The sequence below is a fragment of the Lysobacter firmicutimachus genome (assembly GCF_037027445.1).
Lineage (GTDB): Bacteria > Pseudomonadota > Gammaproteobacteria > Xanthomonadales > Xanthomonadaceae > Lysobacter > Lysobacter firmicutimachus.
The window spans coordinates 2,427,910-2,450,849 of sequence record NZ_JBANDL010000002.1; the positions used below are offsets into that span (position 1 = coordinate 2,427,910).

Annotated in this window: 15 protein-coding genes; 8 read left to right on the forward strand and 7 right to left on the reverse strand. The window is 68.1% G+C overall.

Features of this window, described 5'->3' with window-relative positions:
* Position 1: 1 nt before the first annotated feature.
* From tssE to V2J18_RS10830, 6 genes are all read right to left on the reverse strand, one after another.
* Positions 2 to 535, reverse strand: a complete 534-nt coding sequence (gene tssE / locus V2J18_RS10805; RefSeq protein WP_222423712.1) for a type VI secretion system baseplate subunit TssE — start codon at positions 533 to 535, stop codon at positions 2 to 4.
* A gap of 271 nt (positions 536 to 806) precedes the next feature.
* A complete protein-coding gene (locus V2J18_RS10810) occupies positions 807 to 1,289 on the reverse strand; it encodes an Hcp family type VI secretion system effector (protein ID WP_064746720.1) in 483 nt (160 codons plus the stop codon).
* Positions 1,290 to 1,329: 40 nt separating this feature from the next.
* The gene (gene tssC / locus V2J18_RS10815) at positions 1,330 to 2,850 is read right to left on the reverse strand and encodes a type VI secretion system contractile sheath large subunit (RefSeq protein ID WP_064746719.1); all 1,521 of its coding nucleotides are present in this window, start codon (positions 2,848 to 2,850) and stop codon (positions 1,330 to 1,332) included.
* Positions 2,851 to 2,894: 44 nt separating this feature from the next.
* Complete coding sequence (gene tssB, locus V2J18_RS10820; RefSeq protein WP_336131778.1) at positions 2,895 to 3,467, reverse strand: type VI secretion system contractile sheath small subunit; 573 nt, start codon at positions 3,465 to 3,467, stop codon at positions 2,895 to 2,897.
* A 54-nt stretch (positions 3,468 to 3,521) separates the two neighbouring features.
* Positions 3,522 to 4,571, reverse strand: coding sequence for a type VI secretion system protein TssA (gene tssA, locus V2J18_RS10825; protein ID WP_336131779.1), 1,050 nt, complete (start codon positions 4,569 to 4,571; stop codon positions 3,522 to 3,524).
* Between the two features lie 420 nt (positions 4,572 to 4,991).
* Entirely contained in the window at positions 4,992 to 5,462 is a 471-nt protein-coding gene (locus V2J18_RS10830) for a hypothetical protein (RefSeq protein WP_336131780.1), read from the reverse strand.
* A 210-nt stretch (positions 5,463 to 5,672) separates the two neighbouring features.
* Between V2J18_RS10830 and V2J18_RS10835 the strand changes: the two genes are divergently transcribed.
* The 3 genes from V2J18_RS10835 to V2J18_RS10845 are packed head-to-tail and all read left to right on the forward strand — an operon-like array spanning position 5,673 to position 7,771.
* Positions 5,673 to 6,698, forward strand: a complete 1,026-nt coding sequence (locus V2J18_RS10835; RefSeq protein WP_336131781.1) for a glycosylasparaginase — start codon at positions 5,673 to 5,675, stop codon at positions 6,696 to 6,698.
* Between the two features lie 7 nt (positions 6,699 to 6,705).
* Positions 6,706 to 7,434 (forward strand): copper homeostasis protein CutC, encoded by a 729-nt coding sequence (locus V2J18_RS10840; RefSeq protein WP_064746715.1) that lies wholly within the window; start codon positions 6,706 to 6,708, stop codon positions 7,432 to 7,434.
* 19 nt (positions 7,435 to 7,453) lie between these two features.
* Positions 7,454 to 7,771 (forward strand): hypothetical protein, encoded by a 318-nt coding sequence (locus V2J18_RS10845; protein WP_064746714.1) that lies wholly within the window; start codon positions 7,454 to 7,456, stop codon positions 7,769 to 7,771.
* Positions 7,772 to 7,817: 46 nt separating this feature from the next.
* On the opposite strand, the gene V2J18_RS10850 is transcribed toward V2J18_RS10845, so the two are convergent.
* A complete protein-coding gene (locus tag V2J18_RS10850; RefSeq protein ID WP_336131782.1) occupies positions 7,818 to 8,291 on the reverse strand; it encodes a hypothetical protein in 474 nt (157 codons plus the stop codon).
* A gap of 400 nt (positions 8,292 to 8,691) precedes the next feature.
* On the opposite strand from V2J18_RS10850, the gene V2J18_RS10855 reads away from it, so the two are divergent.
* From V2J18_RS10855 to V2J18_RS10875, 5 genes are all read left to right on the forward strand, one after another.
* Complete coding sequence (locus V2J18_RS10855; protein ID WP_075574990.1) at positions 8,692 to 11,580, forward strand: TonB-dependent receptor plug domain-containing protein; 2,889 nt, start codon at positions 8,692 to 8,694, stop codon at positions 11,578 to 11,580.
* 98 nt (positions 11,581 to 11,678) lie between these two features.
* Positions 11,679 to 14,192 (forward strand): GH92 family glycosyl hydrolase, encoded by a 2,514-nt coding sequence (locus tag V2J18_RS10860; RefSeq protein WP_336131783.1) that lies wholly within the window; start codon positions 11,679 to 11,681, stop codon positions 14,190 to 14,192.
* A 264-nt stretch (positions 14,193 to 14,456) separates the two neighbouring features.
* Entirely contained in the window at positions 14,457 to 16,853 is a 2,397-nt protein-coding gene (locus V2J18_RS10865; RefSeq protein WP_336131784.1) for a family 20 glycosylhydrolase, read from the forward strand.
* 151 nt (positions 16,854 to 17,004) lie between these two features.
* Positions 17,005 to 19,905 carry a TonB-dependent receptor plug domain-containing protein gene (locus V2J18_RS10870; protein WP_336131785.1) on the forward strand — a complete coding sequence of 967 codons (2,901 nt, stop codon included), beginning with the start codon at positions 17,005 to 17,007 and terminating at the stop codon, positions 19,903 to 19,905.
* A gap of 351 nt (positions 19,906 to 20,256) precedes the next feature.
* Positions 20,257 to 22,914: a beta-mannosidase gene (locus V2J18_RS10875; RefSeq protein ID WP_425605995.1), complete on the forward strand. Its 2,658-nt coding sequence runs from the start codon at positions 20,257 to 20,259 to the stop codon at positions 22,912 to 22,914.
* Positions 22,915 to 22,940 lie beyond the last annotated feature (26 nt).

The following is a 22,940-nucleotide window of genomic DNA, read 5'->3' on the forward strand; positions in this document are numbered from 1 at the left end:
GTCACTCGGCCCGTTGTGCGCGCAGGGAAATATGACCGCTTTCCAGGTCGATCTCGGAGCGGAACGAGAAGGCGGTGGCGCGGTCGGGCGATATCACGTCGCCCTGGATCAGCAAGCTCAGTACGTTTCCGGTCGCGCGCGGGCCGGTTTCCGACAGGCAGCGCACCTGCAACGAGCGGGCGCAGATGCGTGGTTCGAAGCCGACGATGGCCGCGCGCAAGGTGCGTTCGATGTCTTCCCACTCGACTTCGGACATGCGCCTGCCGGCCAGGGCGCTGATGCCGAAGTTGACCACCGAACGGCGCGCATGCGGATACGCGGCGAAGTCGACGTCCGCTTCCAGATTGCTGGTGTTGAGCAGCCAGCTCAGGTCGCGCAGCAGCGCATCGCGCAGCCGCGACGGCGCCGACGGGTCGATGTCGGGCGCGCCCTGGCGCTCGACCGAGCGATCGGTCAAGCGGTCGAGCAGACTGGCCTCGCCGCCGGCCTTGCGGGCCGGAACGGTCGGGGTCGGTGCTGGCGCCAAAGGGTTCATGCGATCGACTCGGATCAGGGCGGGACGGATGGGGGAGGGCGATGGAGCGACGGGGAGGGAGCGAAACAGGATCCGGAACGGTGCCGACGGCAGCCTCCGGCGACGCCGGATCGGGTCCGGCGGTCGGCGACCGTCTTTTCGGGGCGGCCGCAAGATGCGGCCCGGCGACACCGTCCCGGAGTCCCGGAACGCACTGGACCCGACCCGGTCCAGCCTTCGATGCATGTGCGGCAGCGGGGGCCGATGCCGTGCGGGTCGGAAACAGCGGTACTTACATTTCGCGGTTCTGCTTGATGTCCCAAGTCAGCACGCTTTCGCCGCCGCGAGTGCCCTGGTCGGTCTGCTCCCAGTACTGCTTGGTGACCTTGGCGGCCTGGAAGGTGTAGTCCATCAGGATCGCGTCGCTGTCGTGATCGGCGTTGTGCTCGACCGCGGTCACCAGCACTTCGTTGAGGGTAATGCGCAGGTACTCGACCTGGGTGCCACCGGCCTTGCATACCGAGATCTCGACCGACGGCAGATGGCGGCCGTTGGCGCAGTACTTGAGGATCGCCGGCGAGGCCTTGTCGATCACCGCGGTGACCTTGAGGTCGTTGAAGCTGGCCTTGCCGGTGCCGCCGCCGGAGCCGGTGGCCATGCTGCCGGGCTGCTTGGCGCCCCAGGCATAGGAGCGCACGTTGCTCCAGCCGCGGTGGTTGGCGTCTTTGGCTTCGCCGACGACGCCGTCGACGCGCAGATACATGTCGATTGCCATTTCGTTTCCTCTTCAGTGAGTGATTGCTTGCAATGGCGTCTCAGGCGACGCCTTCCTTCAGCGAGGGGAGCTTGGACACCAACCGCAACGAAACCGTCAGGCCTTCCAGCTGGTAATGCGGGCGCAGGAAGAACTTCGCGTTGTAGTAGCCAGGGTTGTCTTCGACTTCCTCCACGATGACTTCGGCCGAGGCCAGCGGCTTGCGGGCCTTGGTGTCCTGGGACGAATTCGCCGGGTCTCCATCGACGTAGCCCATGATCCAGTCGTTGAGCCAGGTCTCCATCTCGGTGCGCTCGCGGAATGCGCCGACCTTGTCGCGGACGATGCACTTCAGGTAGTGGGCGAATCGGCAGCAGGCGAACAGGTAGGGCAGGCGCGCGGACAGCTTGGCGTTGTCGGTCGCCTCCGCATCCGTGTATTCGAACGGACGCTGCAGCGACTGGGCGCCGATGAAGGCGGCGAAATCGGAGTTCTTGCGGTAGACGAAGGGCATGAAGCCGTTCTTCGCCAGTTCGGCCTCGCGCCGGTCGCTGATCGCGATCTCGGTGGGGCATTTGATGTCCACGCCGCCGTCGTCGGTCGGGAACGTATGGGTCGGCAGGTTCTCGACCGCGCCGCCGGATTCGACGCCGCGGATCGAGGTGCACCAGCCGTAGGACTTGAACGAGCGGTTGATGTTGGTCGCCATCGCGTAGGCCGAGTTGATCCAGGCGTAGCGGCCGTGGCTGGCGCCTTCGGTGTCCTCTTCGAAATCGAAGTCGTCGACCGGACTGGTGCGGATGCCGTAGGGCAGGCGGGCCAGGAAGCGCGGCATGGCCAGGCCGATGTAGCGCGAGTCCTCGGATTCGCGCAGGCTGCGCCAGGAGGCGTACTCGGTGTTCTGGAAGATCTTGGTCAGATCGCGCGGATTGGCCAGTTCCTGCCAGGAGTCCATCTGCATCACCGCCGGCGACGCACCGGCGATGAAGGGACAGTGCGCGGCCGCGGCGATCTTGGCCATCTCGCCCAGGGTCTCCACGTCCTGCGGACTGTGGTCGAAGTAGAAATCGCCCACCAGGCAGCCGAACGGCTCGCCGCCGAACTGGCCGTACTCTTCTTCGTAGATCTTCTTGAAGATCGCGCTCTGGTCCCAGCCGATGCCCTTGTAGCGCTTGAGCACGCGGCTGAGTTCCTTCTTGCTGATCGGCATGCAGCGGATCTTCAGGGTCTCGCTGGTCTCGGTGTTGTTGACCAGGTAGTGCAGGCCGCGCCAGGCCGATTCCAGTTGCTGGAACTCCGGGTGGTGGAGGATGGCGTTGATCTGTTCGGACAGCTTGCGATCGATCTCGGCGATGATCGCCTGCACGGTCTGGTAGGTGTCGGAGGACACGGTGACGGTGTTCTCCAGCGCCTGCTGCGCGAGCGTGCGCACAGCGCTTTCCACGGCCTGCTTGGCCTGATCGGTCTTGGGTCGCAGTTCGCGGTACAGCAGGCTGGAGAAGTCGTCCGCCTGCAGGGCGTCGGCGGCGTGCGCCGCCTGGGCGACGGCGTTCTTCTCGATCGATTGGGTCTGGGTCTTCATCGGCGGTGTCCTGGCTCGGCGGCGGTGGCGCAGCGGTGCGTGGTTCAGTCGGCGCTGTCGTCGCCGGCGGGCGCGGAGGCATCGACAGCGGCCGCGGGCTTGGGGGCATTGGCCAGGGCCGCCAGCAGCGCCGGTTCGCGCAGCGCGCGCGCGATCAGTTCTTCGGCGGCGTTTTTGCCGTCCATGTAGGACAACAGATTGGCCAGCTGCACACGGGCTTCGAGCAGGCGGCTCAGCGGCTCGACCTTGCGCGCGACCTGGGCGGGCGAGAAGTCGTCCATGCTTTCGAAGGTGACGTCGACCAGGAGGTCGTCGCCTTCGGTGAGCTTGTTCGGCACCTGAAACGCCACGCGCGGCGCCACCGACTTGAGCCGCTCGTCGAAATTGTCGACGTCCACTTCCAGGAACTGGCGTTGCTCCAAATTCTTCGGCGGCGTTTTGGACTTGCCGGCCAGATCGGCCATCACGCCCATCACGAAGGGGATCTCGACCTTGCGCTCGCTGCCGTACAGTTCGACGTCGTACTCGATCTGGACGCGCGGCGCGCGATTGCGGCCGATGAATTTCTGGCCGCCGGACTTTTGCTTGAGTCCCTTCTTGACGTTGGTGTTGACCACGGCGATTCCTCTGGTTCGGCTTGAAAGGGCGGGGTGGAGCGGTACGAGCGCCGGTCAGTCGGCGGGCGCGGGTGCGATGCCGGCGACGGTTTCGACCTGGGCCAGCGAGGCCGGGGCGAGTTCGCGCACGATGTCGTAGAAGCTCATGTCCATCAGCCGCAGCGCGCGGCGGATCAGCAGCGGAGCGGGGTGGCTGGGTTCGTGGCGTTCGAGGTAGGCGCTCGCCATCTCGAGCACCGTGGCGACGTCGCGACGCGAGCGCAGCTGCAAGAGCGCGGCGTTGGACGGCGCCGCGGCGGCGTCGGCGGCGATTTCGCTCTCGCAGTTCGCGACGGCGTCGGCGGCGATCGAAGCCGGCGATTCGTCGGCAACGGCGCAAGCGGTTTCGATCGCATGCAGCGGTTGCTCGATCGCGCCGAAATCCGGAATGAAGCCGGTGCCGAGTTCGAGCGCGAAGCGGGCCTTTATCCGCGCCAGCGACGCCAGTACGGCCGGAATGCCGGCGATGTCGGCTTGGCCGTCGGCGTGGGCGCGGCGCAGTTGCCCGATCAGCATGCCCTGTTCGGTAGTGGCCACGGCGGTCGAGTTGACCAGCGCGATGGCGGCTGCAGCGTCGCGGACGCTGACCGTAGCGCCGCGCCGGTCGCGCAACAGCGTTGCATTGCGCAGCGAACGCACCATCCCTTCGGGCGCGTTCAAGGCGGCGACGGCGTTGAGGCGCGGCAGAGGATCGTGCTCGTCGAGCGCGTCCAGGCGCGGATGCAGTTCGGTCCAGTAGCGGTCCAGCCAGGCGGCGGTCAGTTCCAAGCCTTGGGCCAGCCCCGGCACCCCCTCGCATTCCAGCTTGGCCCGTGCGATCAGCAGGGCGATGCGCAGATCTTTGGTGCGCGCGCTGAGCTGCAGTGCGCGCCGTTCGACCTCGTTCCAGTCCGGCGGCTCGGCCGGAATGACCGCCGTGCCGGATTGGCGCTCCTCGCGGCCGGCGGCGAGGCGGAGAATATGCAGATATTCCTCGTCATATTCCAAGTCGTCCCCGCACGGGGAGTCCGAGCGGGAATGTTCGTTGATCAGCGTATTCCACTCGCTGCCGTCGTGAAGCGACATCTCCTTTCCCCTGTCCGCGCCGTGATCGAGCAATCGGTCGTCTGTTGGTATGGATAACAATCGCGGTGTCGGCTCGGCAATGAGTGCGACGGGGTGGACGAATGCGACGCAAATCACCCTTCATGAGGCTGAATGTATATTGTTAGCTAGTGATGAACTTGGTTGATCTATTGCTTATGGTTGAAGAAATGCGCACTTTAATTTGAAATTAATGGCATTTATTAGATCGACATTGCTCGTTGAAGAGGCTGGGTCAGGGCGCACGCCGATCTTGTCAAATTAGGTCATATGAATTTCTACTGAATAGTCATTGATGTCTATTATTTCCCTGCGCCAGCGCACGGTGTCGTATTTGTGATCGAGTAAGTAATTAATTATTCGGCACATATTGATTGGGCTCCAGCGCTATTTTCTTTTCGATTAACTGAGACGCTCGGCCGTCGTCGGGGCTATCGCTTTGGCCGACAAGCCGATCGGCGAGCTGCATGCCGCGTTGCGGGCGATGGGGCCCCAGGTCTTGCAGGAGGTCGCGACCACCGGCATGCCGTTGCGCGATCGAGACCCCGCGGCCGAATGTGGTGGTCGTCGAGTCGGCTCGCCCTCGCGCGATGCGCTGCAGCCGTCGGCGATGCATGCGAATGCGCATGCGCCCATGCCGCAGCTGGCGGTGACGTCCTCCGCCGACGGCGGCGAGGGTTTGATCCATCGTTCGACATAGAACCGGTACAGGCAGGAATCGATCCAGCCGCCGTCGCCGAATCGCAGGACGATGCCGTCTTTCAGCGAATCCGCTGTTCGTCGATGCAGCCTTCGTCGATACACAGGCCGGCCGGGCGCAACGGCGGCCGCGCAGGTCGCGGACGGCGTGGTTGCCGACAGGGCGCCAAGCATGCGAGTGCTGCGCCCGATCGTCGGCAGCGTCGTCGAGTCGATGCATAACGGCGTCGAAAATCGTCGAACTCGGCCCCGCGGGACGCGCCGGCTCGCGCATCGGCGCTGGCGCGAACGGCGCCGGCGCCGATGGCGGTGCGCTTGCGCCGCGGTGCGGCGGCGGCTAGCGTGGCGGCGGCCCGCGCTATGCGCATTCGCTCGCTGATCCTCATGACGTCACGCCGCCGTTTCCTGCAACAGTCCTTGCTCGCCGCGTCGGCCGCCGCTTTGCCGGCCGCGCTGCCGGCGTCCGGCGGCGCGAGCGCCACGCTGCGCGACGGTGCCCGCGTGGTCTCGACCTGGGATTTCGGCATCGGCGCCAACCAGGCGGCCTGGCCGGTACTGGAAGCAGGCGGTTCCGCGCTCGATGCGGTCGAGACCGGTGCGCGTTGGGCCGAGGCCGACCTGTGCAACAGCACGGTCGGCCGCTGCGGCAATCCCGATCGCGACGGCGTGCTGACCCTGGACGCCAGCATCATGGACGGCGATGGCCGCTGCGGCGCGGTCGCCGCGCTGGAGGACATCGCCCATCCGGTCAGCGTGGCGCGGCGGGTGATGGAACGTACCCCGCACGTGTTGCTGGTCGGCGCCGGCGCGCAGCAGTTCGCGATCGAACAGGGGTTTCCCAAGCAAGCCTTGCTGACCGACAAGGCGCGCGCGGCTTGGAACGAGTGGCGCAAGACGTCCAAGTATCAGCCGGTGATCAACGCCGAGCGCCTGGACAACGCCAAGCCCGGCGACAAGAGCAACCACGACACCCTGGGCATCCTGGCCATCGACCGCCAAGGCAAGCTGGCCGGCGCCTGCACCACCAGCGGCATGGCCTGGAAGCTGCGCGGCCGGGTCGGCGACAGCCCGATCGTCGGCGCCGGGCTGTACGTCGACAACGAGGTCGGCGCGGCCACGGCATCCGGCGTGGGCGAAGAAATGCTGCGCAACGCCGCCAGTTTCCTGGTGGTCGAACTGATGCGCCAGGGCCGCAGCCCGGACGAGGCCTGCCGCGAGGCGATCGAGCGGGTGGTGCGCAAGCGGCCGCAGGCCAGCAAGACCTTGCAGGTCTGTTTCCTAGCGATCAACAAGCACGGCGAGGTCGGCGCGCACGCTCTGCACCGCGGTTTCGTCTATGCGGTCTGCGACGCGGGCAAGCGCGACGCGCTGCTGGACGCGCGCTCGGTCTACACGACCGAGCAGGCCTGAGGCCGGCATGGGCGCCAAGCTGCTGGAAATTTCGGCCAATTCGCTGGCCTCCGCGCTGGCCGCGCAGGCCGGCGGCGCCGACCGGGTCGAGCTGTGCGAGAACCTGGGCGAGGGCGGCACTACCCCGTCCTACGGCGCGATCGCGATCGCGCGCGATCGCCTGCGGATTCCGCTGTACGTGCTGATCCGCCCGCGCGGCGGCGATTTTCTCTACTCCGCCGATGAGCGCGCGGCGATGCGCGCCGACGTGGAAGCCTGCGTACGGCTGGGGTGCGACGGAGTGGTGATCGGCGCGCTCGACGCCGACGGCGAAGTGGATACCGCGGTGTGCGCCGAGTTGATCGCCGCCGCCGGCCCGCTGGGCGTCACCTTCCACCGCGCCTTCGATGCGGCGGCCGATCAGGGCCGCGCATTGGACGCGGCGGTCGCGCTGGGTTGCGAACGCATCCTGACCTCGGGCGGCGCGGCCGACGCGGTCGCCGGCGCGCCGCGCATCGCCGCGCTGGTCGCTCAGGCGGCCGGACGCATCGCGCTGATGGCCGGGGCCGGCCTCACCGCCGACAACATCGTCGCCACGGCGCAGCGTTGCGGCGTCGAACAAGTGCACGCCTCGGCCAAGGCGCCGCGACGCTCGGCGATGCGCCATCGCAACGACGATCTGCCCGGCCTGTCGGCGGATTGGGTGCAGAGCGACGAAGCCCGGGTACGGGCGCTGGTGCGGGCGCTGCGCGGATAAGAGGCCGGAGCGTCGGACGATGGGTTACGAATACAAGGCGATGCCCGACGATCCCGCCGACTACCGGCGGCGGCGCGAGGCCCTGTTGCTGCAGGTCGCGTCCCTGCCGACCTTCGCCGGCCGCGGCGGACCCAATCAGGTCGGGCTGGACGACGCTCCGCAGCCGCTGCGCAACCGGCGCTGGGGCGATCCGGTGCAACTGTGGTTCGAGCCCGATCACGTGCACGTGCTCTGTGCCGGCGCCTTGAGCGAGGCCTTGCGCGTCGATTTGCGCGAGCTGTTGCGGATGATCGGCGGGCGTTACTTGGACGACGACGGCGAGCCTGCGGCGTTCTGAGTCCGACCCGAGGCAGGGGGCGAGGACCGTCGCGGCTGCCAACGGTTCAGGCCGGCGTCGCGAACGGATCCGCCGCGCCCTCCCAGGTGCACAGGATCAACCAAGCGCCTTCGTCGCCGGCATCGGCGACGAAGGCGTCCCAGACCGCGCCCAGCGCTGGACGCAGCGGCGCGTGGATATCGCGCGACAGACGCCGCCAGCGCGGCGCTGCGCCGGCCAGCGCATCCAGGCGAGCGACGAACTCGTCGAACAGCGCGCCGTTGAGCCAGGACTGGGTCGCCGCGCCGCGCATCGGCTTGAGCAGCCAGCGGCGCAGATCGTCCGGCGCCTGCGGCTGCGCCGGGGCCAGCGCGCAGTCGCGCGGGCTCAACCGCAACAGGGCGCAGACTTCGCCCAGCCGGTCGGGCGCCCGGGGGCGCAGATCCAGGCAGTGGAAACGGCTGCCGTCGTCCTTGCGCGCTGCGATCGCGTCCAGCAGCCGGCCGAGCCGGTCGGCCGGAGTAGGGCTCAGTGCGCTCATCGTCGTGCCGGAGGCGAGGGCGGGATTTCATTGTCGACGATGCGGCCCGGTACGGACAGCGGCGGCGAGATTTCGCGCGAGTAAACGGTTACCTGCGCGGGGGCGAGTGCGCGCCCGTGCAAGGGCGTGGGCGCGAGTGCCTGCGGCCAAGCTCGGCAAAACAAGGGCTTGGCGGCGATCGCAGCTCGGGACCGAGACCTAGCACAGCTGTATTGCTGCGCCGCGTCATGCAAGGCCCAAGTCGGTTGTGGTTAATTTAGATCGATCCAATTTGGGGGTTGGGTATGCCGCTTCGGCTTGTCGTACTGACGAAGGTCGGCATTTAGATCGATAGAAATTCAGTCCGGGGCCAGGGACGGTCGCCTTTGCAGTCCACTTTCTCTCTTGGGGAGCACCGCGTATGAGCCATTCCACCTTGCGACGCAGCGCGCTGACCGGCGCCTTGCTGTCGATCCTGTTTGCGCCCGTCGTCGCCCAAGCCCAGACGGGCGAGGCGGCCGCGACCGGCGCCGAGGCCGGCGCGCAAGCCGGCAAGCCTACCGAAATCGACAAGGTCACCGTGACCGGCTCGCGCATCAAGCGCGCCGAGATCGAAGGTCCGGCGCCGGTGTTCACCATCACCGCCGCGCAGATCGAGAAGGAAGGCTTCACCACCGTCTACGACGCGCTGACCACGCTGACCGAAGCGATGGGCACGGTCGAATCCGACATCGCCTGGGGCCAGCACACCGTCAACGCCAGCCCGCTCAACCTGCGCAACATGGGCCCGGGCCGCAGTTTGCTGCTGATCAACGGCCGCCGCGTGGTCGACTACCCGCTGCCGTACCAGGGCAAGAGCAACTTCGCCAACTACAACAACATCCCGACCGCGATCGTCGAGCGGATCGAAGTGCTGGCCAGCGGCGCTTCGGCCATCTACGGCTCCGACGCGGTCGCGGGCGTGATCAACGTGATCCTCAAGAAGGAATTCCAGGGCGACCAGGTCAAGTTGCGCGGCGGCACCTCGACCCGCGGCGGCCGCGATCAGATGGACCTGTCCTGGGCCGGCGGCCGCAGCGGCGACAACTGGAACGTGACCTACGCGCTGCAGTGGTTCCATCGCGAGGCGCTGCCGGCCGGCGAACGTCCGTTCATGGATTCGGATTTCGACGCACCGCCGCAGTCGCTGAACCCACAGGACCGCAAGGTCGGCATCCTGCCCTCGGTCGGCATCCGCATGTTCAACGCCGGCACCGGCCTGCGCATGATGCCGCCGCCGGGCGCCTGCGATCAGTACGGCAACGAGTTCTTCCTGCAGAACCGCCGAACCTACAACCGCAACACCAACCGCATCAGCGACACCGGCTGGCAGTGCGGCCAGCTCGCGGCCTACCAGCACTGGACCCTGCGCAACGGCAGCGACGACAAGTCCGGCTACGTCTACGGCAACTACGACTTCGAAAACGGCATGCAGGGCTGGGCCAGCCTCGGCGTGTGGAGCTCGCGCGGCGAGAACATGACCTTCATGCCGGCGTGGAGCTCCAACGGCACCTACCGCGATGTCGGCCTCAACGCCAACCTCGATCTGGTCAAGCGCTTCACCCCGCAGGAAATCGGCGGCGCCGAAGGCGGCTACACCCATTCCGACGAATTGTCCTGGGACGTGTCGGCCGGCCTGCGCGGCCAGTTCGGCGACCGCTTCGACTGGGATTTCAGCATCGGCCGCGCCGAGTACCGGGTCGACGAGAAATTCCCGGCGATCGTCTACGCCGACGCCGACCGCTACTTCCTCGGACCGAACCGCGACCGCCTGGATCAGGGCCGGTTCTGGAATCCGATCTCGCCGCAGGACTACGCCTCGATCTCGACCCGCGGAAAGAACCGCGCCGAATCCTGGCTGACCTCGGCCAACTTCATCGTCAGCGGCGACCTGTTCGAAGGCTGGGCCGGCCCGATCGGCTTCGCCGCGCAGTTGGAAGCGGCCAAGCAGGGCTACCGCCTGGCGCCCGATCCGAACACTCTCGGCGCCAACCCGAAGTACGACCAGACCGCCAACATCGACCTGGGCTCGGGCTCGCGCAACCACTATGCCGCCGGCGTCGAGTTCAAGATCCCGCTGCTGGAGTCGCTGACCGCCTCGCTGGCCGCGCGCTACGACAAGTACGACGCGGTCTCCGGCGACGCCGCCACGACCTACAACGCCGGCCTGGAATGGCGTCCGTTCAGCAACCTGCTGGTGCGCGGCACCTACGCCACCAGCTTCCGCGCGCCGGACATGCATTTCGTCTACGCGACCCCGAGCACCTCGGTGTCCGACCAGACCGACTACCTGAACTGCCTGCGCGCGGGCCAGCAGGGCAACTGCACCTGGGACGCCGGCTTCAAGGTCGAAGACGCCGACATCTCGCGTCAGGGCACGCCCGACCTGAAGTACGAAACCGGCAACTCGTGGACCGCCGGCTTCGTCTGGGACATCGCCGAAGGCCTGTCGGTGTCGACCGACTATTGGCGGATCGAGCTGGAAGACGAAATCGACGACGTCGGAGCCAACGACGTGCTGCTCGACGAGGCCTACTGCCTGACCGGCAAGACGCCGACCGGCGAACCGCGCATCGGCGCGCCCAGCGCCGACCGCTGCAAGCTGCAGATCGGCCGCGTGACCCGCGCCGCCGATCCGGACGGTGCCGGCCCGCTGCTCGGCCAGGTCACCGAGATCCGCACCGGACCGGTCAACCGCGCCGCGCGCAACGTCGAAGGCGTCGACGCTTCGTTGAAGTATCGCCTGCCGACCCAGCGCTGGGGCGATTTCACCTTCGGCCTGAACTACACCAACCTGCTCAAGCTCGAGACCCGGGCCGACGCCAGCGAGGAAATGCAGGACAAGCGCAACGACGAGCCGCGCAGCAAGTTCCGCGGCAGCGTCAACTGGCAGCGCGACAAGTGGAACGCGACCGTCTACGCCGACCGCGTGGGCAGCGTGCCGAGCGTGCGCTTCAACGGCTGCCTGCCGTTCGCCGACGGCTACGTGCCCAGCTCGGACAACTGCCTGGACAACGACGCCGGCAGCCCGACCTTCGGTCAGAGCACCAAGAAGTACTACGGCCGCGTCGGACCGGCGATCACCTGGAACGTCAGCGCGGGCTACCAGCTGACCGAAAAGGCGCGCGTCAACGTCTACGTCAGCAATCTGTTCGACCGGGTCAACGAAGACAAGGACCCGTACAAGAAGGACTTCGCCTTCATCGCCGACCGCATCTTCAGCCCGGTCGGCCGCGAGTTCGCGATCGAGTACGTGCTGGACTTCAACTGATGCGCTAATGCCCGTCGCGGTGGCCCTGCGGGGCCGTCGCGGCGGATTCCTCCTATTTTCCAACCGATGTTTCCAAGCGACGGCAGGGCGCAACCACGATGACTCGTACTCCGGTGAGGCAAGGGCAGGCTTCGATCTTCGGCAACGGCGCGGCGACGCGGCGCAGCGGCGGAAACGGCAAGGCCTGGCTGACCGGAGCGACCGCCTTGTCCCTGGCCCTGGTCAGCGCGCTGGCCGTTGCGGCCGCGCCGGCGACCGAGCGAGCGGCCGACCCGGCGGCGGAGGTCAACACCTTCATCGGCAGCAAGGACGACGGCAACACCTTCCCCGGCGCGTCGGCGCCGTTCGGCCTGATCCAGGTCAGCCCGATCGGCGATCACTACAGCGGCTGGCGCTATGACGATCCCAAGATCCGCGGCTTCGGCCATTCCTTCCTGTCCGGCGCCGGTTGCTGGGAGCAGGGCGGCCAGTTGTCGGTGCTGCCGACCACCGGCGCGATCGGCCCGGGCCAGCGTTTCGACACCAAGAATCCCAAGGCCTTCGATCACAAGGCCTATGCCTCGACCTACACCCACGATGGCGAAGTCGGCCAGGCCGGCTATTACAAGGTGCGCCTGACCGGCGAAGCGGCCGGCCCGATCGACGCCGAAGCCACCGCACTGACCCGCGCCGCGGCCGAGCGCTACACCTTCCCGGCCGGCGCCGCGCAGGGCACGATCCTGGTCAACACCGGCCAGGCCAACGAACGCCATCTGGTGGTCGGCAGCAATATCGAGGTGGTCGGCGACCGCGCCGTGGAAGGCAAGATCGTCACCAAGAGCTTCTGCGGCGGGCAGCAGTACACGACCTGGTTCCGGATGGAATTCGACCGGGCCTTCGCCAGCCATGGCGTGTGGGACGAAACCGGCGGCCATCCCGGCGGGCGGGCGAGCATGCAGGGCGACACCCGCCCGCACGGCGCCTGGTTCACCTTCGACACCGCCAAGGGCAAGTCGGTGACCGCGCTGAGCGCGATCTCGCACGTCGACATCGAAGGCGCGCGCCGCAATCTGCGCGACGAGGCCAGCCGCGACGGCAAGCCGTTGAGCTTCGAGGCGATGCGCAAGCAGTCCCAGGACGCCTGGCGCCAGGAGCTGAACTCGGTGCGCGTCAAGGGCGGCAGCGGCGACGACCGCACCGTGTTCTACACCGCGTTGTATCACTCGCTGCTGCAGCCGCTGACCGGCAGCGACAGCGACGGCCGCTATCGCGGATACGACACCGAAATCCACAAGGCCGAGGGCTGGACGTACTACGAGTACTTCTCGTTGTGGGACACCTACCGCTCGCAGAATCAGTTGCTGGCGATGCTGCGGCCGCAGCGGGCGCGCGACATCGCCCAGTCGGTGCTGAAGATCCACGAGCAGAACGGCTGGCTGCCGCGCTGGGGCTACGCCAACTACGACAGCAACGTCATGACCGGCGATCCGGCGACCCCGTTCCTGGTCGATCTGTGGCGTTTCGGCGCGCTCGAAGGCCGCGAGCAGCAGGCCTACGCGGCGCTGCGCGAGAACGCCTACGGCCTGCCGCCGGCGCTGGTGCGCAGCCAGGGCCGCGCCGGCAACCCGAGTTACCTGAGCCGCGGCTTCGTCCAGTACGACCGCGCTTTCCCGGCCAAGAGCATGGACGTGGACCCGCATCACGGCGGCTCCTCGACCCTGGAATACGCGCTGGCCGATTGCTCGCTGGCGCAGATGGCGCAGGCGCTGGGCAAAGACCAGGATGCGGCGACGTTGCGCGAGCGCGGCCGCAACTGGCGCAAGGTCTGGGACGCCGACGCCGCCGATCCGGAGCTGGGTTTCCGCGGCTTCCCGCGTCCGCGCCTGGACGACGGCCGGTTCTATGTCGAGGCCGACGGCGGTTACAGCCCGCGTTCGCACCACGGCTTCCATGAAGGCACCGCCTGGCAGTACCAGTGGCTGGTGCAGCAGGACGTCAGCGGCCTGGTCGAGGCCATGGGCGGCGCCGAGCAGACCGGCAAGCGCCTGGATGCGTTCTTCGCCTACGACCAGCTGTTGGCCGACCCGCTCAACGCGGCGCGCAAGCAGTGGGTGGTCGGGCCGTACAGCTACTACAACCAGTACCGCTACAACCCGAACAACGAACCCGATCTGCACAGCCCGTGGATGTACACGCTGATCGGCCAGCCGTGGAAGACCGCGACCGTGCTGCGTTCGGCCCAGGCGCTGTTCACCAACGCACCCAACGGCGTCACCGGCAACGACGACCTCGGCACCATGTCGGCCTGGTATCTGTTCAGCGCGATCGGCCTGTACCCGGCGGTGCCGGGCACCGGCGAGTTGCTGCTGCACACGCCGCGCTTCGAACAGGTCGAACTCGACCTGGGCAACGGCAAGACCCTGCGCATCGAAGCGCCCGGCGCCGACGGCCGCCGCGTGCAGTACGTGCAAGGCGCCGAGTTCGAGGGCAAGGCCCAGGACAAGGTGTGGCTGGACTGGAGCGCGCTGCGCAACGGCGGCACCCTGCGTTTCGATCTCGGCACCCAGCCCGCGCCGGCCTGGGGCACCCAGGCCGCGGCGCTGCCGGCCTCAGCCTGCGCGGCATCGAACTGAGGCGATGAACGCGATGACCTCCCGGGCTGCCGCCGCCGTGTCGCGCCTTTCCTCTGCGCGAGACAGGCGCAGGCGCGCATCCCGACGCCGGGGCGATCGCAATGACGCGCTGAACCTTCAGGGACCCCGCTTGGGCGGGGGGGAGGCCTGGGAGGATGGTGCAGATCTGTCCGCGGGCGGTCATTTCCGCGAGCGAGGGAATCCGGGGTTTCAACGCGGCTTTGCTGCATTCCGCGGCATGCCCGCATGGCTCGAGGCCCGCTCATGAAACGAACCTTGGCGAAACTGTCCCGTGCGCGCTTGCCTTGGTTGCTGTTCGGCTTGATCGGCACGGCGCTCGCTCCGGTTGCGAGCGCCGCCGACGGCGCCGCGCCGCATGCGCAGGCGTTGGAATTGGGGCCGGAATTGGTGCCGCGGCCGGCGCAGGTGCAGGCGGGCGAGGGCACGTTCACGCTCGATGCGGACACCACGATTTACGCCAACAATGCCGAAGCCCGCGCCGTCGCGCGCTTGTTGCGCGACGAACTCGCATCGCGCCAAGGCCTGAACCTGGCGGTGCGCGACGGCGCGCCCAAGCCGCGCAGGGGCGAGGACGAAGCTTCGGCCTATGTGCAGTTGGTCGCCGAGCCCGCGACCGGCGGCCGCGACGCGCGAGCCGACGAACGCTATCGGCTCGAGGTCACCGATCGCGGCATCCGCCTCGCCGGTCCGCCGGCGGGGCTGTTCTACGGCTATCAGACCCTGCGCCAGTTGTTGCCGGCCGCACGCCAGGCGGCGCCGCTGCGCCTGCGCTCGCTGAGCATCGACGATGCGCCGCGTTTCGCCTATCGCGGCATGCACCTGGACGTCGGCCGGCACCTGTACCCGGTCGCCTTCGTCAAGCGCTACATCGACCTGATGGCGCAGTACAAACTCAACACCTTCCACTGGCACCTGACCGAGGACCAGGGCTGGCGGATCGAGATCAAGCGCTATCCGCGCCTGACCGGCGTCGGCGCGCAGCGCAAGGAGACCGTGCTCGGCCGCAACATCGATCCCTATGTCGGCGACGGCAAGCCCTACGGCGGCTTCTACACCCAGGACGAAGTGCGCGAGATCGTGGCCTACGCCCGCGAACGCCACATCGCGGTGATCCCGGAAATCGAGATGCCAGGGCATTCGCTGGCCGCCCTGGCGGCGTACCCCGAGCTGGCCTGCACGCCGGGGCCGTTCGAGGTCGGCACCAACTGGGGCGTGTACGACGACATCTACTGTCCCAAGGAAGAGACCTTCCAGTTCCTGGAGAACGTGCTCGACGAAGTGGTCGCGCTGTTCCCGGCGCCGTATCTGCACATCGGCGGCGACGAAGCGCCGAAGACGCGCTGGAAGAGCAGCGAAGTCGCGCAGGCGGTGATGCGCCGCGAAGGCCTCAAGGACGAGCACGAACTGCAGAGCTATTTCATCCGCCGGATGGAGAAGTTCCTGCGCACCCGCGGCAAGCGCATCATCGGTTGGGACGAGATCCTCGAAGGCGGCTTGGCGCCCGACGCGACGGTCATGTCCTGGCGCGGCGAGGCCGGCGGGATAGCGGCGGCGCAGCAGGGCCACGACGTGATCATGACCCCGACCCAGTGCTGCTACTTCGATTACGGCCAGGGGCCGTCGAAGTACGAGCAATGGAACCTCGGCGGCGAACTGACCCTGTCCCGGGTCTACGGCTACGACCCGGTACCGGCGGCGCTGAACCCCGAGCAGGCGCGGCATGTGCTCGGCGTGCAGGGCAATGTCTGGACCGAGCACCTCAAGACCGAGGCGATGGTCGAGTACATGGTGTTTCCGCGCCTGCCGGCCTTGGCCGAGGTCGGCTGGACGCCGCAGGCCGAGCGCGACTACGCCGATTTCGAGCGGCGCCTGCGCGGGCAGTTTCCGCACCTGGACCGGCAGGGCGTCGGCTATCGCATTCCGGCGCCGCATGGCCTGGCCGACGTGATGCGGGTGCAGGAAGCGGGCGAGGGCGACGAATACCGGCACCGTTTCGCGCTGGTTCCGGCGGTGCCGGGCGCGAAGATCCGCTACACCCTCGACGGCAGCGAGCCGGACGCGCGATCGGCGCTCATCGACGGACCGCTCGAGGTCGTCGTCGCGCTCGGCCAGAGCCGTACTTTGCGCACCGTCACCGAACTCGCCGACGGCCGCCGCAGTGGGGTGCATGAGGCGGTGCTGCGTTATCGAGGGTATCTGCCGGCGTCCGTGCCGCCGCGGCCCTCCCGCGTGGGCCTGGGCTATCGCTTGTACGAAGGCAGTTACGCTTCGCTGGACGAGTTCGCCCGTGCCGGCGAGCCGTCGAAGCAGGGCGCCGCGACTTCGCTGGACGTCGAAGGCTACGGCTTGCTGCGTCGCTACGGCCTGCGCTTCGACGGCTATGTCGAAGCGCAGGCGGACGGGGTGTACCGCTTCGCCTTGCAAGGCGACGACCGTTCGGCCTTGTACGTGGACGGAGAACCGGTGATCCGCAACGACAGCTACGACCAGACCTTGCACGCGCAGGTGCCGCTCAAACGCGGCTGGCATCGCCTGCGCCTGGATTGGTACCAGCGCGACGGCGGGCGCGGTCTGCGCCTGCAGTGGGCTGCGCCGGGCGCGCCGTTGCGCGATCTGGATGCGCAGGCCGCGCGCCACTGAAGTTTTTTTTCGACAGAAAGTTTAGATCGATCCAAAGATGCCGGCGACAGAACCGGCACCGACACGCCACGAACCGCCGCTGCAGACCGCAACAGACCACACGAACGCAACCTTGGCCGAAGCCCGGCCGCGATTTGGGAGGGGTAAGCAGGTGAACCAGAGCAAGCAGTCCAACTTCGAGCAGCTGGCTTTTGCGCAGCGCGCCGACGCCGTCCGATCGCGCCGCGCGCGCCGCAACGCCTTGACCGCGGCGATGCTGGCCGCGTTGTACCTGCCCGGCCTCGCCGCCGCGCAGGACGCGGCCGCGCCGGGCGAGGAGGTCAAGTCGATCGACAAGATCACCGTGACCGGTTCGCGCATCAAGCGCGCCGAGATCGAAGGCCCGGCGCCGGTGACCGTGATCAGTTCCGACCAGATCAAGCGCGAGGGCTTCGCCACCGTGTACGAGGCGTTGAGCACGCTGACCGAGGTCACCGGTTCGGTGCAGGCCGACGTCAACAAGGGCCCGACGCCCAATGCCAGCCCGCTCAACCTGCGCAACCTCGGTCCCGGCCGCACCCTGCTGCTGATCGACGGCCGCCGTGTCGCCGATTACCCGCTGCCCTACGAGGGCCGCGGCAACTTCGCCAACTTCAACAACATCCCGATGTCCGCGGTGGAGCGGATCGAGGTGTTGGCCAGCGGCGGCTCGGCGATCTACGGTTCCGACGCGATGGCCGGCGTGATCAACATCATCATGAAGAAGAACTTCAACGGCGATGAGGTCCGCATCAAGGGCGGCACCACCAGCCGCGGCGGCGGCGACTCGTTCGATCTGTCCTGGACCGGCGGCCGCACCGGCGAGAAGTGGAGCGCGACTTACGGCGTGCAGTGGAGCGGGCGCGAAACCATCTTCGCCGGCCAGCGCGGCTTCCTGGCGTCCGACCTGGAGCCGGCGGCCACGGTCAAGCCGCTGGTCAACGACCCCTGGCCCTGGGTGTGGGGCGTGGAGCTGATCGACAGCGCCGCCAAGCGCCGCGTCACTCCGCCGGCCGGCGCCTGCGACCGCTTCGAAGACCTGCCGCTGCACAACTTCCTCGGCAACGAGGGCAATCCGCCCGAGTTCCCCGGCTACAGCTGCACCCAGGCGCGCGGCAACGCGCTGTGGAGCCTGCGCAACGGTTCCAACAACCTGTCGGCGTTCGGCAATTTCAGCTACGACTTCGATAACGGCATGCAGGCCTGGGTGAGCGCGTCGGTGTGGGACAGCGAAGGCGAATCGCGCCAGGACGAGGCGCTGCGCTTCGAACTCAACCGCGGCGGCGCGTTCTACGACCAGAACACCGGCCGCAGTTACCAGGCCCGGCGCGCGTTCACCGTGCCCGAGGCCGGCGGCCGCGATCCGTTCCTGTTCTATACCAACGAGCGCTCCTGGGATCTGGCCGCCGGCCTGCGCGGCCGCTTCGGCGAGCGCTTCAACTGGGATGCCACCGTCGGCCGCACCGAGTACGAAGTCGACTTCAGCTTCCCGGCGGTGGTGCAAAGCGCGGTGGACGAGTACTTCCTCGGCCCGCAAATGGGCACCAATGGCGGCCTGCCGGCCTACCGGCTGGACATGAACCGGTTCTGGAACCCGATGGACATCGCCACCTTCCAGAAGCTGACCACCCACGGCCACAGCAGCGCCAAGTCGTGGATGAACCAGGCCCAGTTCGCGGTCAGCGGCGACCTGTTCGACCTGCCGGCCGGTCCGGTCGGCTTCGCCGCGGTGCTGGAAGCCGGTTCGCAGGGGTACCGGCTCAGTCCCGACCCGCTGACGTACGGCCCGAACAAGCAGTACGACCAGCCCGGCGGCACCAACCTCGGCGGCGGCGACCGCAAGCGCTACGCCGCTGGCGTCGAGTTCAAGCTGCCGCTGTTCAAGACCCTGGACCTGACCACCGCCGGCCGCTTCGACCGCTACGACGACGACAGCCGCAAGGAAAGCAATTTCACCTGGAACGCCGGCCTGGAGTGGCGGCCGATCGACAGCCTGCTGCTGCGCGGCGCCTACAACACCACGTTCCGCGCGCCGGACATGCACTACCTGTTCGCCACCAGCGGTACCGGCACCCAGGAAGACGCGGACGTGGCCACCTGCATCGCCCGCGGCCTCGGTCCGAACTGCGGTTCGCAGGCGCTGTACTACCGCCACAACATCAGCCGCACCGGCAATCTCAAGCTCGACAGCGAGACGGGCAAGTCGTGGAGCGCCGGCCTGGTGTGGGACGCGACCGACAATCTGTCGTTCAGCGCCGACTACTGGCGCATGACCATCGACAACCAGGTGCGCGACTTCAACATCGCCGACATCCTGGAACTGGAAAGCCAGTGCATCAACGGCAAGCCGCGCCGGCCGGAAGACCGCATGCAGGTCGCGCCGGGCTCGTCGACCTGCGCCAGCATCCAGTCGCGAGTGACCCGCAGCGCACCGGGCACCAACGCCGCCGGGGTCGCCGATCCGAACTATCCGCTCGGCCAGGTGCTGTCGGTCAGCAGCGGCCCGATCAACATCGCCTACCGCGAGGTGGCCGGCGTCGACGTGTCCGCGCGCTACAAGCTGCCGGCCACGCGATGGGGCGATTTCAGCTTCCAGCTCAACTACACCAACCAGCTCAAGAACAACGAACAGCGCGACCCGGGCGCGCCGATGCAGGAGAACCGCGACAACGACGTGCGCACCTTCGCCCGCGCCAGCGCCAGCTGGAGCCGCGGTCCCTGGAACGCGACCTTGTTCGCCAACCGCGTCGGCCACGTCAACGGCGACAACTACAACCGTTGCGCGCCGATCCTGCCGGGCCAGACCGACACCTCCTGCCGCATGGTCGGCAAGCTCAAGGCGCCGGTGTTCTTCAACCTGACCGCCGGCTACCAGCTGACCGAGCAGGCGCGGGTCAACCTGTACATCGACAACCTGTTCGACGAGGCCGATTACAAGGACCCGTACAAGATGTTCTTCGCTTACGCCAACGAGCGGGTGTTCCCGCGCGTGGGTCGTGAAATCTCGGCCGAATTCGTTTACAAGTTCGACTGATCGCGATGCGGTTCAAGAATCGGATGCAGGGGCCGCCCGGGCCCCTGCGTTCGGCGGCAACCCCGCCGCCGGGCCGTCGCGCCACCCACCGGTGGCGTTACGGCACGGCGGCGGACCTCCCGGGCAAGGCGGTGTACCCCCTCGCGGCCACCCTCGGAAAGCGTGCCGCGAGGTCTTGTCCGGACCTCGGAACGGGAGCGCGGGAATGCGCGCTCCCGTTTTTTTCGGCGGGCCTCCCGCCCGATCGTTTTCGCCGCCGTCACGGCCGCCCCCGCCGCGCGGGTGCGGCCCAGGATTCGCGCACGGCCCGGCGCCGGCCGGCCTGCCGCCCCCTTTTCGACAGGTGACTCCATGCCCCAGACCGCAAGGCCCTCGTCCCCCTGGCGCTCGCTCGCCGCCCTCGTCCTGATGCTGCTGGCGATCGCTGCCGTGTGGTCGGCCCAGGCCGCACCGCTGGCCAGCCGCGAGCTGCACGCGGGCTGGCAGTTCCGCCTGCTGCCCGACGATCCCGAGGCGGCCGCGCATCGCGATGCGACCCAATGGCGCAGCGCACGCGTGCCGGGCCACGTCCACACCGACCTGCTTGCCGCCGGGCTGATCGTCGACCCTTACGTCGGCGCGCCGGAGGCGCAGCTGCAATGGATCGGCCTGGCCGGTTGGGAGTACCGCACCGGCTTCGACCTGGACCGCGCCACGCTCGCCCGCGCGCGCAACGAACTGGTGTTCGATGGCCTGGACACGTTCGCCACCGTCTATCTCAACGGCCGCGAACTGCTGCGCGCCGACAACAGCTTCCGCACCTGGCGCGTGCCGGTCGACGGCCGCCTGCGCGAACGCGGCAACGAGTTGCGGGTGGTGTTCGCCTCGCCGATCCGCAAGCTGCTGCCGCAGGTGCAGGCGATGCCGAACAAGATCGCCGGCAACTATCCGTCGCCCTACGGCGACGAGCCCAAGGACGCGATGACCGGCAACTTCGCGCGCAAGCCGGGCTACCACTACGGGTGGGACTGGGGCCCGCGCTACGTCGGCGCCGGGATCTGGCGCGGCGTGCGCCTGGAGAGCTGGGACCGCCTGCGCCTGGCCGATCTGCACCTGCAACCGCGGCGTATCGGGCGCGACGCGGCCGAGCTGTCGGCCGAGCTGGAGATCGTCGGCGCCCAAGCCGGCGAGGCCTCGGTCGAGCTCGAATACACCGCGCCCGACGGCGCCCGCCGAGTGCTGCGCCAGCAAGCTCGGCTGAGCGCGGGCCTCAACCGGGTGTCGATCCCGCTGCGCATCGAACGGCCGCAGTTGTGGTACCCGGTCGGCTACGGCGCGCAACCCCTGTACGCGTTCCGTGCCACGGTCCGCGACGGCGACGCGGTGCTGGCGCAGGCCAGCCGACGTACCGGTCTGCGCACGGTCGAGATCAAGCGGGAGAAGGATGCGCACGGCCAAGGCTTCGCCTTCGTCGTCAACGGCGTGGAGGTGTTCGCCAAGGGCGCCAACGCGATTCCGTTCGACGCGTTTCCGGCGCGGGTGAGCCGCGAGCGCCTGCGTCGCGACCTGCAGTCGGCGCGCGACGCCAACATGAACATGATCCGCAACTGGGGCGGCGGCTATTACGAGTCGGACGACTTTTTCGATATCGCCGACGAACTGGGGCTGATGGTCTGGCAGGACTTCATGTTCGGCGGCGGCATGCCGCCGGCGTACGACGCGGCGTTCCGCGCCAACGTGGTCGCCGAGGCGCGCGACAACGTGCGCCGGCTGCGCAATCACCCCAGCATCGTGCTGTGGTGCGGCAACAACGAAGAGGAGACCGCCTGGAAGGACTGGGGCCACGGCAAGAAACTCAAGGAAGCCGATCCGGCCTTCGCCCAGACCGTGTGGGACGGTTACGTCGCGCTGTTCGGCAAGGACCTGCGCCAGGTCGTGGCCGAGGAGGGCGCAGGCGTGCCGTACTGGTCGAGCTCGCCGAGCAACGATCTGGCCGAGAAGGCCAACGACTCCAACCACGGCGACAAGCATTACTGGGACGTGTGGGGCGGTCCGGCGCTGCCGGCCACGGCTTATCTGGACGAGACTCCGCGCTTCATGTCCGAGTACGGGCTGCAGGGCTGGCCCTCGTTGCGCACCATCGGCGCATTCGCCAAGCCGGAAGAGCAGGGCATCGACACGCCGGTGATCCGCGCCCACCAGAAGTTCCTCGCCGGCGACGGCAATACCCGCCTGCTCAAGTACATCCGCGGCGAGTACGGCGAGCCGCGCGACTTCGCCGATTTCGTCTACCTCAGCCAGCAGGTCCAGGCCGAGGGCATCGAACTGGCGGCGTTGCATCACCGCGCCTCGCGGCCGCGCACCATGGGCTCGCTGTATTGGCAGTTGAACGACGTCTGGCCGGGCGCGTCCTGGGCCAGCCTGGACTACTTCGGACGCTGGAAGCCGTTGCATTTCCACGCCAAGCGCTTCTTCGCCGAACTGGCCGTCGCGCCGCTGCGGCGGCCGGTGGCGGCGCGCACCGAGTTGAATCTGATCTCCGACCGGCAGGACGCCGTACCGGCGCAGTGGCGCCTGCGGGTGGTGGACTTCGCCGGCAAGGTGCACCGCGACGAACGCCATCCGGCGACCCTGGCCGCGGCCGCGTCCACCGCGGCCGGCGCCTGGAGCGACCAGGACTTGTTGCGCGGCGCCGACCCCCAGCGCACCGCGGCGGTGTTCGACCTGATCGTCGACGGCCGCAGCGTGTCGCGGCGCGCGGTCTATTTCGGCGAAGCCAAGACCCTGGCCTGGCCGGACCCGAAGCTGCGCGCCGAACTGCGCCGGGAGGGCGCCGGGTACGTGCTGAGCCTGCATGCCGGCGCCTTCGCACGCGCTGTGTGGATCGACTTCGGCGAACACGATGCGACCCTGTCCGACAACGCATTGACCTTGTTGCCGGGCGAGAGCATCGAGATCGCGCTGACCTCGACCGCCGGGCTGGACGAACTGCGTCAAGCCTTGCAGTTGCGCTCCCTGCATCGCCCCTGAGCCATCGCCCCGGGGAGGGGCGGCGC